This is a genomic window from Amycolatopsis sp. N2S4-7 (genome assembly GCF_058119595.1).
In genome coordinates this window covers 9,612,935-9,629,972 of sequence record NZ_CP172299.1, presented here as the reverse complement: position 1 = coordinate 9,629,972, position 17,038 = coordinate 9,612,935, and the positions used below count along the sequence as shown (strand labels likewise).

Genomic DNA, 17,038 nt, shown 5'->3' with positions numbered 1-17,038 from the left:
GTTCCCCTCTCAGCAGCTGCAGTCGCAACAGGAGCAACAGTCGCAACAGCCTTCACAGCCGCAGTCGCAGCCGCCGGCCGTGTGCGGTTTCCCGCTCCACGGCCCGGGAAAGGGATCCCGGCAGCAGAACTGGCACGTGCAGCACATGTACGGCGCGATCGCGCAGCCGACGAAGAAGTTACGCTTCTTCGGCGGGACGGCGAACTTCGGGTACCAGAGGCCGCCGCCCTTGCCGTCGAGCGACTCCGGGTCGCCGGAATCACCCGGCCCACCAGGGCCTCCCGGACCTCCCGGTCCTCCAGGCCCCCCGGGGCCACCGGGCCCACCAGGGCCATTGGGACCATTGGGCCCGCCCGGGCCACCAGGTCCACCGGGGCCTCGGCCGCCGGGCCCACCCGGACCTCCGGGCCCACCCGGGCCACCGGGCCCGCCCGGGCCACCGGGCCCGCCCGGGCCACCGGGCCCGCCCGGACCTCGGCCCCCAGGCCCGCCCGGGCCGGGAGCACCGCGCGGCGGGACCGGCCCCGGCGGCGGAAAGCCGTGCTGCGGCGCCGGTCCCACGCCGGGACGGCCCGGCTGGTGCGGGTGCCGCTGCGGGGTCGGCCCGGGCCCGATCCAGCCCGGCGGCACCTGGTGCGGGTGCTGCTGCGGCGTCGGCCCCGGCCCGATCCACCCGGGCGGCGGCTGCTGCCCGTGCCCGAACGCGCGCCGCACCGCCTGCCGCAGCTCGTGCACGAGCAACGCGTGCACCAAAGCCGGCTCGGCGAACTCGGCTTCCCGCAGCGCGAGTTCGACGCCCAGCACGGCGTCGTCGCACAACCGGCGGGCCTCCGCCAACCCGGTTCCGGTGGCCAGCAACGGGTTCCAGGCGCCCGCCGCCGCGTCGGCCGCGTGGTCCTCGACCGCGTCCAGCAGGTGCGCGACCCGGCCGAACAACCGGCCCGCCTCGGCCAGCGGGGCCACGTTGCCCGGCCGTCCGGCCAGCTCGGCCGTCCGCGCGAACGCTGCGGCCGTCGCCAGTTCGGCGGGCTCGGTCGCGAGCAGCGCCGAGTCGCCGAGCCGCACGGCCCGCTCCAGCTCGGCCTGCCGGTCGACGGCTTCGGTGAGCACCGCCGTGTCGAACCCGACCCGGCCGCCGGTGCGGCCGCCCTGCGCGGCCCAGCGGGCCGCGACCCGGCGCGCGGCCGCGGCCACCGGACGCCGTCCGAAGGCGCCGTCGCGGTCCTCGACGTGGTCGCCGACCTTGGCCGCGGCCAGCACCAGCGACACCGCGGCGGCGAGCTGGGCGCCTTCGCCCCGCGCCACCGATGCCGTCCGCATGCCCCGCAGCGGGCACGGGCCCGCGTCCCGGCGCCGGTCCGCGCCCGGCGTCTGCGCCTCGACCAGCGCCGAGATGATCAGCCCGTCGTAGTTGGTGACGACGCGCGCCAGCTGGCCGTGCTCGTCGCGCAGGGTGAGGCAGAGCCCGCACAGGTGCGCCAGCCAATCGGCGTGCAGGCGGCCGGACAGCCGGTGCCGGCACGGCCTGATGATCCCGAACATCCCCAGTCCCCCTCGAACTCCCGGACAGTCGGCGCACCTTAGCCCGAACGTGTGGCGCGCGCGGCGGGTGTGCGGGATTCGTGACCGGCCCGGCAGGATGAGCGGCATGGCCGAACTGCATCCGCCGAAGGTGGAGATCTTCGACCCCGCCGCGCGCGCGAACACCGACCCGAAGGGCATCCTGCGGGCGGTCGACGAGTTCCGCGAAGAACCGTTCGGCCTGTACCTCGCCCGCCCGACCCCGGGCCGCGCGCAGTTCCACTACCTCGAGTCGTGGCTGGTGCCCGGGCTCGGCCTGCGGCTCACCGACTTCTGGTTCTCCCCCGGTCACGAACGCGACCAGGACTTCTACCTCGACGTCGTCCGGGTCCGCCGCGACGGCCCGCGCTGGGTCGCCACCGACCTCTACGTCGACCTGGTGCTCAAGGACAAGCTGTCGCTCCGGGTGATCGACACCGACGAGCTCCTGGCCGCCCTCGCCGCCGGGCTGGTCACCCCCGAAGACGCCGAGTACGCGCTGAAAACGACCTACGCCGCGGTGGAAGGGCTGGCCGCGCACGGCTACGACCTCGCCGCCTGGCTGTCCACGAAGGACATCGCACTCACCTGGCGCCGCCACCCCTAGCCGCTCCGTACCCCGTCTGCGTATTCCTGCGGACGTGCGCGCGGCCGGGTCGCGCGACCGTACCCGGCATGGAACAGGTGACTGTCACCGAACGACGCCGGCTCACCGCGATCCGCGCCGCCTGGCTGTTCGACGGCGTCGGCTCGCGGTTGCTCGCCGACCCGCTCGTGGTGTTCGACGGGCCGGTGATCCGCTCGGTCGAAGCCGGCGGGGAGCCGCCGGAGGGTGCGCTCGTCGTCGACCTCGGAGCCGCGACGCTGCTGCCCGGGCTGATCGACACCCACGTCCACCTGGCCTTCGACGCCGGCGCCGACCCGGTGGGCAGCCTCGGGGCGCGCTCGGCCGAGGAGGCGCTGGCGGCGATGGCGGACGCGGGCCGGGCCTCGTTGCGGGCGGGGGTCACGACCGTCCGCGACCTCGGCGACCGCGGCTACCTCTCGCTCGTGCTGCGCGGGCGGGCGGACCTGCCCGCGATCGTCGCGGCCGGCCCGCCGATCACCAGCCCGCTCGGGCACTGCCACTTCCTCGGCGGCGTGGCCGAGCCGACGGAAGCCGGCGTGCGCCGCGCGGTTCGCGAGCACGTCGACCGCGGGGTGGACGTCGTCAAGATCATGGCCAGCGGCGGGACGATGACCCCGGGCACCTTCCAGGAGCGCGCGCAGTTCGACGTGGCGGTGCTGCGGGCGGCGGTGGACGAGGCCCACCGCCACGGCCTGCCGGTCACCGCGCACGCGCACGGCACGCCAGCGATCGCCGGCGCGCTGGCCGCGGGGGTCGACGGCATGGAGCACGTGACGTTCTGGTCCGCCGACGGCGTCGACGTGCGGGAGGACCTGATGGGCGCCATCGCCGACCGGCGCGTCACCGTCGGGGCGACGGTCGGGACGGTTCCGGTGCCCGGTGTGGAGCCGCCGGAGCCGATCCGGCGCAGGCTGCCGTTGCTGCTGGGGAACCTGCGCCGGCTGCACGAGCTGGGCGCGCCGTTCGCCGCCGGCACCGATGCGGGCATCGCGCCGGTCAAGCCGCACGGCGTGCTCGCGAGCGCCCCGGCGATGCTGCGCGACATCGGTCTCGGGCCGGCCGAGACGCTGCGCACGATCACCTCGGTCGCGGCCGGGGTGTGCGGCCTCGGGCACCGCAAGGGACGTCTCGCCCCGGGGTTCGACGCGGACGTCCTCGCCGTCGACGGCGACCCGCTGGCCGACCCGGCCGCGCTGCGGCGGGTGGTCGCGGTGTTCGCGCGCGGCGTGGAGGTGGCCGGCGCGGCGGCGTGACCAGGGGCGTTCCGCCGGATCCGGACCTATCCTGCTGGTCATGAACGGTGAGTTCGTCGGACGCGTCCGCGAGTCCGCGCTGCTCACCGCCCGGCTCGAGGAAGCCCGCTCCGGGCGCGGCCAGGTCGTCCTGGTCGCCGGTGAGCCCGGGATCGGCAAAACCCGGCTCACGCAGGAGACCGCGGCACGAGCCGAGGCGCTCGGGGTCCCGGTCGCCCGGGGCCGGGCCACCGACGAAGAGGGCAGCCCGCCGTACTGGGTCTTCCGGCCGATCGCGCGGGCGCTGGGCGCGGCGCTGCCGGCCGGGGGCAGCACCGCGGGCGACTCGGCGACCGCCCGGTTCGAGGCGTTCGAAGCCTTCGCCGAACACGTGCGGGCCGCCGCCGAGCCGTCCGGGCTGCTCGTCGTGCTCGACAACCTGCAGTGGGCCGATGCCGCGTCGCTGGCCTTGCTGGTCCACACGGCACGGGGCCTGGCCCGGTCGCGGGTGCTGCTGGTGGCGACCTACCGGGACACCGAAACCGTCGGCCGTGCGGCGTTGACCGCCGCGCTGGCCGCGCTGGCCCCCGAGGCGGGGCAGACCCGCGTCCGCCTCGTCGGGCTGCCGGCCGCGGACGTGCGCCGCCGGCTGGAGCTGCTCACCGGCCAGGACGTCCCCCTCGAGGTCGCCGCCGTGGTCAGCCGCCGGACCGGCGGCAACCCGTTCTTCGTCAACGAGCTGGCCCCGTTGCTCGACAGCGGCGTGGACACCCTGCCGGACGGCGCGCTCGACACCGTCCGGGCGCGGCTGGCGCGGCTGACCGACCGCACCCGCGAGCTGGTCGCCACCGCCGCCGAGCTGGGGAGCGAGCCGGACCCGGCCGGGCTGGCCGCGGTGACCGGGCACCCGCCCGAGGCCGTGCTGTGCGCCCTCGACGAGGCCGCGGCCGCCGGCCTGGTCGTCCGCGGGACCGGCTGGTGCTTCCGCCACGACCTCATCCGGGACGCGGCGCGGGCCGACCTGCCGACGGCGGCCCGCGCCCGCGCGCACGCCCGGCTGGGCCACTGGCTGGCCGGGCGGCCCGACGCCGCCGAGCGGGCCACCGAAATCGCCCACCACCTGCTCGCCTCGTCGCCCGTCGGCGATCCGCGGCAGGCCGCCGAATGGGCCGAGCGCGCGGGTGACCAAGCGCTGGAGCGCCTGGCCTGGGAGCAGGCGGCCGGCCTCTACCGGCAGGCGCTGGACACCGGCGCCGGCGACCGGGCCCGGTTGCTGCGGCGGCACGCCACCGCGTTGCTCCGCAACGGCGACCTCCAGCCCGCCGACGCGGTCCTCGCCCAGGCAGCCGACGCCGCGCGCGACGCCGGCGACCCGGCCGCCCTCGGCGCGGTCGCCCTCACGCTGGAGGGGTTGTCCGATCCGTGGGGTGATTTCCGCGGGGACCGGCTCGCCGCCGAGGCGCTCGCCCAGCTGCCCGACGGCGACAGCCCGCTGCGCGCGCGGCTGCTGGCGTTGCGCGCGGGCGAGGCCGGGTTCGCCGGCGGCGAGGACCCCGACCGCGCTTCGGCCGAAGCGCTCGCGATGGCGGAGCGGCTCGGCGACACCCGGGTCCTCCGCTCGGCGCTGCGAGCCCGGCAGATGGCCCGTTCGGGTCCGGACGGGGTGCACGAGCGGCTCGAGCTGGCCGAGCGGATGTCCGCCCTCGGCCGGGCCGAACGGGACGACGACACGATGCTCTGGGGCCGGCTGTGGCGCTTCGACGCGTTCATGATGCTGGGCCGGCTGGACGAGGCGGAAGCGTCGCTGGCCCCGATGCGGCGGCTGGCCGACCGCCTGCGGCGGCCGCTGGCCCGGTGGCACCTCCTGCGGAGCCGGGCCGCCGTCGAAATCACCCGCGGCCGGTTCGACGAGGCGATCTCGACCGTGCGGGACTGCCTGGGGCTGGTCGAGGGACGCGCGAACGACTCGCTCGTGGGTGTCTCGGTCTTCGTGCTGCTCGCGATCGACGGGCTCACCGGCCGCGACGATCTCGTCTCCGCCGAGCAGTACGAGCTGTTCGAGCGCACCTCCCCGGGGTTCGTCCGGCCCGTGTACGGGCTTTACTGGGCCCAGCGCGGTGATCTCGAACGCGCCCGCCGGATCCTCCACCCCGCCACCGGCGAGGCACTCGCGCAGCCGGCGCTGCTGCCCACGCTGGCGACGAGGGCCGAGCTGGCCGCGTTGATGCGCGAGCCCGGCGTCGCGGCGGACGCGGCCGCCCGGCTGCGGCCCCACGCCGACCTGTTCGTCACGGGCGGGGCCGGCTCCGTCACGAACTTCGGCTCCGTGCACTCCTACCTCGCCGCCGCCGTCGCCACCGGGGGCCACCTCGACGAAGCCGTCCGCGAGTTCCGGCTCGGCATCGCCGCCAACGACGCCGCCGGCGCCCCGCCGTTCGCCGCCCTCGCCCGCTTCGAACTCGCCCGGGTGCTGGCCCGCCGCCGCCGTCCCGGCGACCTCGCCGAAGCCGCCGCCCTCTGCGCGACCGCCTCCGCGTCCGCGGCGCGCCTCGGCATGGCGCCCCTGCGGCGACGCGCCGACGAGCTCGCCGGCACGCTCCGCGGCGACACGCCCGGCGGGCTCACCCCGCGCGAGACGGAGGTCGCCGCGCACGTCGCGCAGGGCCTGACGAACAAGCAGATCGCCGCGCTGATGCACATCTCCGAACGCACCGCGGAAAGCCACGTCCAGCACATCCTCACCAAGCTCGGCCTGCCCAACCGCACCCGCATCGCCGCCTGGGCCGCACAGCGGGGCTGACCGCCGCATCCTCCGAAAGGTGGACCGGATCCGGACCGATCCGATGACGCGCCGGCCCCCGCCGGCACGCGATTCTCGATCCGTCGGAAACGGATCGAGAGGGGGACGGCGGCATGCCGGTCATCGAGGTCGAGCACCTCCACAAGCGGTACGGGGAGAAGGTCGCGGTCGAAGACGTGTCGTTCGACGTCGAGCGCGGCGAGATCTTCGGCATCCTGGGCCCGAACGGCGCGGGCAAGACCACGACCGTCGAGTGCCTGGAAGGGCTCCGGGTGCCCGACGGCGGGAGGCTGTCGGTGCTCGGGCTCGACCCGCGCCGCGACCGCGCCGAGCTGCGCCAGCGCGTCGGCGTGCAGCTCCAGGAGGGCAGGCTGCAGGACAAGCTGCGGGTCGGCGAGCTGCTCGAGCTCTACGCCGCGTTCTACCGCAGGCCGGCGAACCCGGCGCAGCTGCTGGACACGCTCGGCCTGACCGGGCACCGGAACACGACGTACAAGAAGCTCTCGGGCGGTCAGCAGCAACGGCTGTCCATCGCGCTCGCGCTGGTCGGCAGCCCGGAGGTCGCGGTGCTCGACGAGCTGACCACCGGGCTCGACCCGCAGGCCCGCCGCGACACGTGGGACCTGATCGAGGCCGTGCGCGCCCAGGGCGTGACCATCCTGCTGGTCACGCACTTCATGGCGGAGGCGGAGCGGCTCTGCGACCGGATCGCCGTGGTCGACGCCGGCCGCGTCGTCGCCGTCGACACGCCGGCCGGGCTGGTCGCCGGGGTGACCGACGAGCAGGTCGTGCGGTTCCGGCCGTCGGCGCCGCTCGACCCCGGCGCGCTGGAGGCGCTGCCCGAGGTCCGCCGCGTCGAGCGGCACGGCGGGCAGTTCGTCGTCAGCGGCCACGGCAACGTGCTCCACGCGGTGACGTCGCTGCTGGCCCGCCTGGAGGTGGTCGCCGGGGACCTGCGCGTCGAGCAGGCCGGCCTCGACGACGCGTTCGTGGCCCTGACCGGCCACCGGCCGGAATGAGGGGGAAACCATGACCGTCCTGACCAAGCTGACCACCGCCGAGGCGAAGGTGTTCCTGCGCGACCCGGGCGCCCCGGCCGTCGTCGTCGGCATCCCGCTGGCCCTGCTGCTGGTGTTCGGGCTGATGCCCGGCGCGAACGAGCCGGACCCGAAGTACGGCGGGCACAGCCCGCTGGCCACGGTGATCGCGCCGATGGCCGTGACGATCCTGCTGGCCATGCTCGCGCTGACCCAGTTCCCGAACGTCATGGGCACCTACCGCGAGAAGGGCCTGCTGAAGCGGCTTTCCGCGAGCCCGGTGCCGCCGAGCCGCCTGCTCGCCGCGCAGTTGCTGGTCAACCTGGCCGCCGCGGTCGTCGTGGTCCTGCTCATCGCGGGGGTGGGCAGGCTCGCGCTCGGGATCGCCCTGCCGGGCAACCCGGCCGGGTTCGGGGTGTCGATCGTGCTCGGCGCGCTGGCGCTGTTCTCGGTCGGCCTGCTGGTGGCGGCGCTCGCGCCGACCGGCCGCGCGGCGAGCGGCATCGGGGCCGCCCTGTTCTTCCCCATGCTGGCGCTCGGCGGCGTGTGGGTGCCCAAGGAACAGCTGCCGGTCGCCCTCCAGCACGTCGCCGACGTCCTGCCGCTCGGGGCGACGCTCAACGCGCTGCGCGCCACCTGGGCCGGGGACGCCCCGGAGGCGCTGCAGCTCGGCGCGATGGCGGCCTTCGCCGTCGTCTGCACCACGATCGCGGCGCGGGTGTTCCGATGGGAGTGACGACCGCGCCCGCGCCCGCCCGGATCCGGCCGGTCGCGCCCGTCGCCACGCGCCCGGTGGCCGTCCTGGCCGCGCTCATGGCGGTTCCCCTGCTGCTGACGGCGAACCGGTACGGCTACTTCGGCGACGAGCTCTACTTCCTGGCCGCCGGGCGGCACCTCGCCTGGGGCTACGTCGACCAGCCACCGCTGCTGCCGCTGCTCGCCAGGACGATGGACGCGCTCGGGCACTCGCCGTTCGTGCTGCGGATCCCCGCGATGCTGGCGATGCTCGGCGGCATCGCGCTGACCGCGCTGATCGCCCGCGAACTGGGCGGCGGGGCGAAGGCGCAGACCCTGGCCGCCGCGACCTTCGGCGTGTCGACGCAGTTCCTGGCGGGCGGGCACTACCTCGCGACGTCCACAGTGGACCCGTTCCTCTGGGCCGTGCTGCTGTGGCTGCTGGTCCGCTGGCTGCGCACCCGCGCCGACGGCCTGCTCGTGTGGGCGGGCGTGGTGACGGCGGTCGCGCTCTACACGAAGTTCCTCGTCGGCGGCTTCTGGCTCGCCGCCGGGGTCGCGATCCTCGTCTGCGGGCCGCGCGAGCTGCTGCGCCGGCCCGCGTTGTGGGTGGGCGCCGCGATCGCCGTGGCCGCGTTGGTGCCGACGCTCGTCTGGCAGGCCGCCCACGGCTGGCCGCAGCTCGGCATGGGCGCGGCGATTTCCCAGGAGGTCGGCGACACCTGGGGCGGACGGCTGGTGTTCGTGCCGACGGCGCTGCTCACCGCCGGGCTCCCGGTGGGCGCCGTCCTGCTGCTCTACGGCTTGGGGAGATTGCTGCGCGATCGGGAGCTCCGCTTCCTCGGCTGGACGACGCTGCTGCTGACCGTCGTGTTCGTGGCGGTGAACGGCCGGTTCTACTACCTCGCCGGGATGTACCCGGTGTGCTGGGCGATGGCCGCGGTGGCGCTCGAACGCCGGGAGCCGTCCCGGTGGTGGAGGTGGCTGGCGACCTGGCCGTGCTACGCGCTGGCCGTGCTGCTCGTGCTGCCGGTCGCGCTGCCGGTCTGGCCGCGGGCGTGGCTGACCGAGCACCCGTCGCTGCCGTCGCCGGTGTTCGCCTTCGCCGAGATCGGCTGGCCGGAGGGGACCCGTTCGGTGGCCGACGCGTTCGCGAAGCTGCCCGGCCGGGAGCGCACGGCGGTGGTGACCGAGACGTACTGGGAAGCCAGTGCGCTCGACCGCTACGGCCGCGACCTCGGCCTGCCGGAGCCGGCCAGCGGCAACCGCGGGTACGCGACACTGGTCGTGCCGTCCGAGGCGACGACGGACGTGCTGTTCGTCGGCGCCGACCCACGGCCGCTGCTCGGGCACTTCGCCGACCTGCGGCCGATCGGGCAGGTGGCCACCGGAAGCGCGAAGCCGAGCTACTTCGACGGGGTGCCGCTGTGGCTGGCGAGCGGCCGGACCGAGCCGTGGTCCGCCCTGTGGCCGAAGCTGGTGAACACCCACACGTGAGCCCCGTCCCCGGCGTCACCATCCGCACGGTGACGCCGGGGCGGGGCACGTAGGGTGCGGGAAGGACCGGGCGCCGACGAGGACAGGAGCACGATGGACGCCGTAGCCACGGCCCCCGACCAGGCGAAGGCCGAGCTCGCGCCGTTCGCCCGGCTGCCGGTCGCTCTCCTCGCGCTGGGAACGGCCGCGGCCCTGCTGCTCACCGCCGGCCGCTACGGCTACTTCGGGGACGAGCTGTACTTCCTCGCCGCCGGCAAGCACCTGGCCTGGGGGTACGCCGACCAGCCGCCGCTCGTGCCGGCCCTGGCCTGGCTGATGAACACCCTCGCCCCCGGATCGCTGGTCGTCTTCCGGCTGCCGGCGATCGCCGCGACCGCGGCCGGGGTCGTCGTCACCGCGCTGATCGCGCGGGAACTCGGCGGGCGGCGCAAGGCGCAGGCGCGCGCGGCGGCCGCGTACGCGATCTGCGGGCAGTTCGTCGGCAGCGGCCACTACCTGGCGACGTCGACGATCGACCCGCTGCTGTGGACGCTCGTGCTGTGGCTGGTGGTCCGCTGGGTCCGCAGCCGCGATGACGCCCTGCTGGTGTGGCTCGGTGTCGTGACGGCGGTGGCGCTCAACGGCAAGCTGCTCATCGCCGCGTTCTGGGCGGTGGCCGGGCTCGCGGTGCTCGTGTTCGGGCCGCGGGAGCTGCTGCGCCGCCCGAAGCTCTGGCTGGGCGCGCTGATCGCCGCCGTCTCGCTGGTGCCCACGCTCCTGTGGCAGCGCGCGAACGGCTGGCCGCAGCTCGGCATGGGCGACGCGGTCGGCGCCGAGGTCGACGCGGCGGGCGGCCGCGAGAGCTTCGTCCCGAACCTGCTCGCCGGCGCCGGCTGGGTGATCGGCGCGCTCGGCGTGCTCTACGGCGTCGCCGTGCTGCTCGGGAGCAGGCAGCTGCGGCCGTACCGGTTCCTCGGCTGGACCGCGCTGGGTGTCGTCGCGGTGTTCCTCGTCGCGAACGGCCGGTACTACTACGCGGCCGGGATGTTCGGTGTTCTGTGGGCGGCCGCGGCCGTGCACCTCGAAGACCGCGAACCGGCGTTGTGGTGGCGGTGGGTGCCGACCTGGCCGGTGTTCGTGCTGTCCGCCGTGTTCAGCCTGCCGTTCACGCTGCCGCTCTGGCCCGCGCACTGGCTCGTCGACCACCCGGGCGCGCCGCGCCCCGCCTACGCCGCCGAGGAGATCGGCTGGCCGGACCTCGCCGACGACGTCGCCGCGCTGTACCGGACCGCCCCGCCCGGGACGGCCGTCGTCACCGGGGGCTACTGGCAGGCGGGCGCGCTCGGCCGGCACGGGCCCGAGCGCGGGCTGCCCGAGGCGTACAGCCCGAGCCGGGGGTTCTGGTACTTCGGCAGGCCGGCCGACAACGCCGGCAGCGTGCTCTTCGTCGGCTACGACCCCTCGAAACTCACTAAGGACTTCCGCGACGCGCGGATCGTCGGGCAGGTCGGCAACCGGCTCGGCGTCCGCAACGCGAGCGAGCACATGCCGGTCTGGCTGCTCACCAGCCGGACCGCGAGCTGGACCGAGATCTGGCCGCGGCTCAAGGACATGAGAGCGTGAGCCTCGACATCGACTGGAACCGGTCGTTGTGGCCGCCGCTGTCCGCGCGGGCCCCGGGCGGCTGGCAGCCGTGGCTGAACCGGGTCGAGCGGTTCCTGCCCGGCGCGCTGCTCGCCGTCGCGACCGCGGCCAGCCTCGGCTTCGGCGGCCACGACGGCCGCTGGTGGGCGACCACCGGTGCCGTGGTCGGCGCGACCGCGCTCTGGCTGCTCGGCACCGTCGTGCTCCCGCCGACGCGGCTGCGCGAGCGCCCCACCTTCGCCCTGTTCACGTTCCTCGGCGTGCTCGGGCTGGGCAGCGTCCTCGAAGTCCGGGACGTCACGTTCGTGATCTTCATGATCTTCGCGTTCCTGGCCGCCATGCGGCTGCGGCCGACGTGGCTCGCCTTCGCCGCGCTGGCGGTGACCTCGCTGCTCATCAACACCCTGGGCAACGGCGGCCCCGTCCACGCCCTGCGGGAACGGCCGGGCGTCTGGATCCCGATCATCGTCGTGCAGACCGCGGCGATCGGCGGCGGCGGGCTGCTGTCGGCGGCCGTCGCCCGGCAGAACGAGGAACGCCGGCGCACGCTCGACGAACTGGCCGCGGCCCAGGCGGAGAACGAGGGCCTGCAACGGCAACTGCTCAGCCAAGCCCGCGAAGCCGGCATGCTCGACGAACGGCAGCGGCTCGCCCAGGAGATCCACGACACCCTGGCGCAGGGCTTCACCGGCATCATCACGCAACTCGAGGCGGCCGAGCTGGCCAAGGACGAGCCGGCCGAGTGGCAGCGGCACCTGGCGTCCGCGACCGCGCTCGCGCGGGAGAACCTCACCGCCGCCCGGCGGTCGGTGCGCGCCCTGCACCCCGAGCCCCTCGACGCCGCCACGCTGCCCGAGGCGCTCGCCGGCGTCGCGGCGCGGTGGAGCGAACGGACCGGCGTGCCCGCCACGGTCACCGCCACCGGCGAACCCCGGCGGCTGCACCCGGAGATCGAGGCGACACTGCTGCGGGTGACCCAGGAAGCGCTGTCCAATGTGGATCGGCACGCGGCCGCGCACCGCGCCGGCCTGACGCTGTCCTACATGGACGGCGAGGTCACGCTCGACGTCCGCGACGACGGCGCCGGGTTCACCCCCGGGCCCGGGCCCGGCTTCGGGCTCCCCGGGATGCGGCGCCGCGTCGAGCGGCTCGCCGGCACGCTGCACGTCGAGTCCGAACCCGGCGGCGGCACCGCGATCTCGGCCGTCCTGCCCGCCGTCCCGCCGCCACCGGAGGACCCCGCATGACGATCACCGTGCTCATCGCCGACGACCACCCGATCGTCCGCGACGGGCTGCGCGGCATCTTCACCGGCCGCGGCTTCGAGGTCGTCGGCGAGGCGGCGCACGGCGCTGAAGCCGTGGCGCTGGCCGAGCGGCTGCGCCCCGACGTCGTCCTGATGGACCTGCGGATGCCGGGCACCGACGGCGTCGCGGCGATCACCGAGCTGGCCCGGCTGGGCAACCCGGCGCGGGTCCTGGTGCTCACGACGTACGACACGGACTCGGACGTCCTGCCGGCCATCGAAGCCGGCGCGACCGGCTACCTGCTCAAGGACGCCCCGCGCGAAGACCTGTACCGCGCGGTGGAGGCCGCCGCCCGCGGCGAGGCCGTGCTGTCCCCCGCGGTCGCCAGCCGGCTGATGGGCCGGATGCGCGAGCCGGCGCGGGAACCGCTGTCCCAGCGGGAGCTCGAGGTGCTCACCCTGGTCGCCCGCGGATCGACGAACAAAGAAGCGGCGAAGAAGCTGTTCATCAGCGAAGCGACGGTCAAGACGCACCTGATCCACGTCTACGCGAAGCTCGGCGTGAAGGACCGCGCGGCGGCCGTCGCGGTCGCGTTCGAACGCGGCCTGCTGGGCTCCTAGGGCGTCCAGCCGGTGGCGGCCGCCCACTTCTCCGCGCGGCCGAACACGCCGTTGACCCACTCCTGCTTCTCGTCCGCGTAGGCCTCGACCGTGCCGTCGTCGGCGTGCGCTTCGGCCAGCCGCAGCTTCACGTCGCGGTAGTCGTCGCGTTCGCCGGGGTTCGCGCGCAGGTAGTCGCGGAAGAGCAGCGCGAGCCGCCACGCGGGCGTCTCCACGGACCGGACGTGCAGGTTCACCGGCCGCTTCGGGTCGGCGCCGACGTGCAGGCGCTTGGGCCACGTCCCGTCGCCGTCCAGGGCGTCGTCGACCCACTCGCCCGCCAGCCGGGGGAACCCGGCGTCGGAAAGCAGCTCCTGCAGGGTGTCCGCGTCGTCCAGAGCGGACACGGTGAGCTGGAGGTCGAGGACGTCCTTCGCGGGGAGGCCGGGGACGGCGGTCGAGCCGATGTGATCGGCGCGGCGGGCCAGCTCCCCCGCCGCGGCGCGAACCCGGGCGAGCACCCGCTCGGCCTGGGCCGGCCAGGTGAGGTCGTACCCGGCGATCCTCGGGGACATCGGCGGCCGCGGCCGGCGGAGGCGGACGTTCGCTTCGAACGGCACCAGCCGGTCGGCCCACAACGCGTCGACGTCGGCGAGCACGGCGTCTTCGGCGCCGCCGTTGTCCAGCCAGACGTCCGCGACGGCGCGGCGCTGCTCGGTGCCGGCCTGCGCCCGGATCCGCGCCCGCGCGTCCTCCTCGGCCATCCCGCGCGCGGTCACCAGCCGCCGGACCCGCACCTCGACCGGCGCGTCGACGACGACGACCAGGTGGTAGGCCGTCGCAAGGCCGTTCTCGACCAGCAGCGGGATGTCGTGGACGATCACCGCGTCCGGCGCGGCGGCGGCCATGAGCTCCCCGGTGCGGGCGCCGACCAGCGGGTGCACGATCGCGTTCAGCCGGCGCCGCGATTCGTCGTCGGCGAAGGCCTTGGCGGCGAGCACGGGCCGGTCGAGCGAGCCGTCCGCGGCCAGGATCTCTTCCCCGAACTCTTCGACGAGCCGGGCGAGGCCCTCGGTGCCGGGCTCGACGACCTCACGGGCGATCCGGTCGGAGTCCACCAGCACGGCACCGTGTTCGGCGAGCCGGTTCGCCACGGTCGATTTCCCGGCGCCGATCCCACCCGTCAACCCCACACGCAACATGCTGATCACCCTAGTCAGGCTCCTCGCGGCCACCGCGCCGGCGTCGTGGGCCATTCGTGTGACATCAACCAAGAGGCCGTAACAGCGGTAATCGTTTTCCCGAAGGCTGGTCAGGGGGGAACGATGAGGATGACAAAGCTCGGCCGGGCGGCCGTCGTGCTGCTGGGGGCAGGCACGCTCGCCGTGACGGTGCCCGAGGTGACGACGGCGAGGCCGGCCAAGCAGTGCCTGTCCGGGGTCTACCGGGTGCAGGTCCAGCAGTTCCGCGCGGCGTACGCGGTGAAGAGCACCTGGATCCCGTTCGCCACGATGTGCCCGGAGGACGAGGTGACCACCCCACCGGCCTGACGGGCACACGAACGGGTGATGCGCAAGGCGATCGTGACGCGTGACTCAACCGATATCCGGACACGCCGCGTTGATTACCCACCTTCACGGGGCCGGTTGCGTACCGTGCGCGCGACAGGGTCGCCCACACGGAGGAACGATGGCGGACAGCAAGCACGTCGGGAGGCACCGGCTCGGCACGCCGGGGCTGGTGCACTGCGTTCTCCATCGCACGGTGGCCGACGCGCTGGCGGACTACCGGCGGACGTGGCTCAGCGCCCTGCTGGTCCCGGCCAAGCACAGCTTCGCCGGGCTCCGCCGCAAGGCCCGCGCCGCCGCCCTCGAGCGCATCTGGGTCCCGGCGGTCACGTCGACCACCCGCCCGGCGACGGCTCGCGCCGCCTGACCGGCGACACCCAGCCACCGGTCCCGCGCCGCCCTGCCACCTCGGCCCAGCCCAGCGCCCGGCTCCATCGGCACCGCCCGACCGGCGACACCCAGCCACCGGTCTCGCGCCGCTCAGCGCCCGCGATCCTCGCCGAGCCGTCGGCCGGCCACCGTCGACCCCGCTCAGCGGCCCGTCTCGTGGGTCTTGATCTCGATCTCCGACGACAGCGTGCGGTGCACCGGGCACTTGTCGGCGATCAGCATGAGCCGTGCTCGCTGGTCGTCGTCGAGGTCGCCTTCGAGCTCGATCTCGCGCGTGATCCGGCTCAGCATGCCGCGCTCGGTCTCGCACTTCTCGCAGTCCTCGGCGTGGATGCGGTCGTGGCGGAGCCGGATCGTCGCCCTCGTCAGGGGGATGCCCTTGCGGTCCGCGTAGATCCGCAGCGTGATCGCCGTGCACGAACCCAGGGACGCGAGCAGCAGCTCGTACGGGTTCGGGCCGGCGTCGGCGCCCCCGACCGCGACCGGTTCGTCGACGAGCAGCTCGTGGGTCGCCGTCGTGACCTGCTGCGTGTAGGTGCCGTCGCCGCTCGCGGTGACGACGACCGTGCCGGGCTCGGGGTGATCCATCCGCGTCAGTCCTCCCAGGGTGATTCTTCGATCGTGGTGACGAAGTCCTGCCGCACGAAGCCTGGCACGAACCGGGCGAGAACATCGGCCTTGACGTTCCCGAAAGTCGTGTCGGGCCGGTCACGGATGCCCTCGGTGAACGCGGCGAGGATGCGCCGCTTGAAGTCCGGCCGCGGGTGCGCGGCCACGACCGCGGCCCGGGCCTCGGCCGGGAGGTCGTGGTAGCCGATGCCCAGCACGTCGTACTCGACGCCCGCGGTGACCAGCGCGATCTCGGGTTCCATGTGCTCGGGGATGCCCGGCGTGGTGTGCAACGCGATGGCCGTCCAGGCGATCCGGGCGCGGTCCGCGTCGACGCCGTGGCCGAGCAGGAAGCGCCGGGCCTCGTCCGCGCCGTCGAGCTCGAAGCGGCGGTCGGTGCGGTGGCCGGCGACGAGCCCCAGGTCGTGGAACAGCGCCGCCACGTAGAGCAGCTCGGCGTCGAAGTCGAGGCCGCGCCGACGGCCTTGGAGCGCGCCGAACAGGTAGACGCGCGAAGAGTGGTCGTACAGCAGCGGGCCGGCGGTGTCCCGGACGAGCTCGGCGGCTTCGCGGGCGAGCGCGGTGTCGGGGACGGTGATGTCGGCAACGGAGGTGGTCATCGGAAAACCCTTTCGTCGGGGATTCCGACGTTGCCAGGCCCCGGGGCTGCCGGACCGGTGCCCGCGGGACGGGAATGCCGCAGATCCGGACATCCGGCGCATTCCCAAGACGGAGTGGATATCGTATCTTCTGGTGCGGGTGGGTCACCCGGACGCCGCCTGCGCCCGGCTGCTGCGAAGGGGGTGCGCCGTGGCCACCAGGCACTTGTCGATGCGCCCCGCCGAGCAGGGCAACCGCGAGCGCTTCCTCGACGCGGCGTTGTCGGTACTGTTCGACCGCGGTGTCCCGGGCCTGACCGTGCGCGGGGTGGCCGAGGCCGCCGGCGCGTCGACGATCTCGGTGTACGCCCGCTTCGGCGGTCGCGCCGGCCTGCTCGACGCGCTGTACGAGCGCACGTTCGACTCGCTGCGGGAACTGCTGGAGGGACTGCCGCCCTCGAGCCCGGACGGCATCGCGGACCTGCTGCACCTCGCGCTCGAGTACCGGCTCTTCGCCCGGGAGAGCCCGATCCGCTACTCGCTGATGTTCGAGCGCCCGGTACCCGGGTTCGACCCCGACCCGGCGCTGCGCTCGGCGGTGCTGCGGACGACGTTCACCCTGTTCATCGCCAGGGTCCAGCGGGTGTGCCCGCCCGGAGCGGACGCCCGCGCGGCGGCGTTCCAGCTGTGGACGACCATGCACGGCCTGGTGGGCGCGGAGCTGATGCTGGCTTCGCGGACGCCGCTGCCGGACTGGTTCATCCCGCCGACCGAAGAGGCGAACGAACAGATGTACCGCCGCGGGGTCACCGCGATGATGGCGGGCCTCGGCCTCCGCAACCCCTGACCGCGCCCGGCGCGCACAGCCGGAGAGACACCACGAACCCCCGGTCCGATGTGGACCGGGGGTTCGT

General features: G+C 74.8%; 16 protein-coding genes. 12 read left to right on the top strand and 4 right to left on the bottom strand.

Annotation, left to right across the window (positions count from 1 at the left end; genetic code table 11):
• Positions 1-9: 9 nt before the first annotated feature.
• The gene (locus ACH54P_RS45480; protein WP_489909502.1) at positions 10-1,542 is read right to left on the bottom strand and encodes a DUF5685 family protein; all 1,533 of its coding nucleotides are present in this window, start codon (positions 1,540-1,542) and stop codon (positions 10-12) included.
• A 106-nt stretch (positions 1,543-1,648) separates the two neighbouring features.
• Here ACH54P_RS45480 and ACH54P_RS45475 point away from each other — a divergent pair, with 106 nt between their 5' ends.
• The 9 genes from ACH54P_RS45475 to ACH54P_RS45435 all read left to right on the top strand — a co-directional run bounded on the left by ACH54P_RS45475 (position 1,649) and on the right by ACH54P_RS45435 (position 12,979).
• Positions 1,649-2,167: a ribonuclease FAU-1 family protein gene (locus ACH54P_RS45475; RefSeq protein WP_489909501.1), complete on the top strand. Its 519-nt coding sequence runs from the start codon at positions 1,649-1,651 to the stop codon at positions 2,165-2,167.
• 68 nt (positions 2,168-2,235) lie between these two features.
• Positions 2,236-3,441 (top strand): amidohydrolase family protein, encoded by a 1,206-nt coding sequence (locus ACH54P_RS45470; RefSeq protein WP_489909499.1) that lies wholly within the window; start codon positions 2,236-2,238, stop codon positions 3,439-3,441.
• A 40-nt stretch (positions 3,442-3,481) separates the two neighbouring features.
• A complete protein-coding gene (locus ACH54P_RS45465) occupies positions 3,482-6,220 on the top strand; it encodes an ATP-binding protein (RefSeq protein WP_489909498.1) in 2,739 nt (912 codons plus the stop codon).
• 113 nt (positions 6,221-6,333) lie between these two features.
• On the top strand, positions 6,334-7,239 hold the full coding sequence (locus tag ACH54P_RS45460) for an ABC transporter ATP-binding protein (RefSeq protein WP_489909497.1): 906 nt from the start codon (positions 6,334-6,336) through the stop codon (positions 7,237-7,239).
• Between the two features lie 10 nt (positions 7,240-7,249).
• Positions 7,250-7,993: an ABC transporter permease gene (locus tag ACH54P_RS45455; protein WP_489909496.1), complete on the top strand. Its 744-nt coding sequence runs from the start codon at positions 7,250-7,252 to the stop codon at positions 7,991-7,993.
• Positions 7,984-9,489, top strand: coding sequence for an ArnT family glycosyltransferase (locus ACH54P_RS45450; protein ID WP_489909495.1), 1,506 nt, complete (start codon positions 7,984-7,986; stop codon positions 9,487-9,489). Before ACH54P_RS45455 ends, ACH54P_RS45450 begins: the two co-directional genes overlap by 10 nt.
• A 93-nt stretch (positions 9,490-9,582) precedes the next feature.
• The gene (locus ACH54P_RS45445) at positions 9,583-11,091 is read left to right on the top strand and encodes a glycosyltransferase family 39 protein (RefSeq protein WP_489909494.1); all 1,509 of its coding nucleotides are present in this window, start codon (positions 9,583-9,585) and stop codon (positions 11,089-11,091) included.
• On the top strand, positions 11,088-12,359 hold the full coding sequence (locus ACH54P_RS45440) for a sensor histidine kinase (protein WP_489909493.1): 1,272 nt from the start codon (positions 11,088-11,090) through the stop codon (positions 12,357-12,359). Before ACH54P_RS45445 ends, ACH54P_RS45440 begins: the two co-directional genes overlap by 4 nt.
• Positions 12,356-12,979: a response regulator gene (locus ACH54P_RS45435; RefSeq protein WP_489909492.1), complete on the top strand. Its 624-nt coding sequence runs from the start codon at positions 12,356-12,358 to the stop codon at positions 12,977-12,979. Before ACH54P_RS45440 ends, ACH54P_RS45435 begins: the two co-directional genes overlap by 4 nt.
• Here the strand turns inward: ACH54P_RS45435 and coaE are convergent.
• Entirely contained in the window at positions 12,976-14,160 is a 1,185-nt protein-coding gene (gene coaE / locus ACH54P_RS45430; protein ID WP_489909491.1) for a dephospho-CoA kinase, read from the bottom strand. The two genes, ACH54P_RS45435 and coaE, sit on opposite strands and share 4 nt — an antisense overlap.
• Before the next feature lie 123 nt (positions 14,161-14,283).
• Between coaE and ACH54P_RS45425 the strand changes: the two genes are divergently transcribed.
• The gene (locus ACH54P_RS45425) at positions 14,284-14,508 is read left to right on the top strand and encodes a hypothetical protein (RefSeq protein ID WP_489909490.1); all 225 of its coding nucleotides are present in this window, start codon (positions 14,284-14,286) and stop codon (positions 14,506-14,508) included.
• 139 nt (positions 14,509-14,647) lie between these two features.
• Positions 14,648-14,893, top strand: a complete 246-nt coding sequence (locus ACH54P_RS45420) for a hypothetical protein (protein WP_489909489.1) — start codon at positions 14,648-14,650, stop codon at positions 14,891-14,893.
• Positions 14,894-15,057: 164 nt separating this feature from the next.
• Here the strand turns inward: ACH54P_RS45420 and ACH54P_RS45415 are convergent, their stop codons facing one another.
• The gene (locus ACH54P_RS45415; protein ID WP_489909488.1) at positions 15,058-15,504 is read right to left on the bottom strand and encodes an OsmC family protein; all 447 of its coding nucleotides are present in this window, start codon (positions 15,502-15,504) and stop codon (positions 15,058-15,060) included.
• Positions 15,505-15,509: 5 nt separating this feature from the next.
• On the bottom strand, positions 15,510-16,145 hold the full coding sequence (locus tag ACH54P_RS45410; protein ID WP_489909486.1) for an HD domain-containing protein: 636 nt from the start codon (positions 16,143-16,145) through the stop codon (positions 15,510-15,512).
• Positions 16,146-16,356: 211 nt separating this feature from the next.
• Here ACH54P_RS45410 and ACH54P_RS45405 point away from each other — a divergent pair, with 211 nt between their 5' ends.
• Positions 16,357-16,971, top strand: a complete 615-nt coding sequence (locus ACH54P_RS45405) for a TetR/AcrR family transcriptional regulator (RefSeq protein ID WP_489917014.1) — start codon at positions 16,357-16,359, stop codon at positions 16,969-16,971.
• The last annotated feature ends 67 nt before the right edge of the window (positions 16,972-17,038 follow it).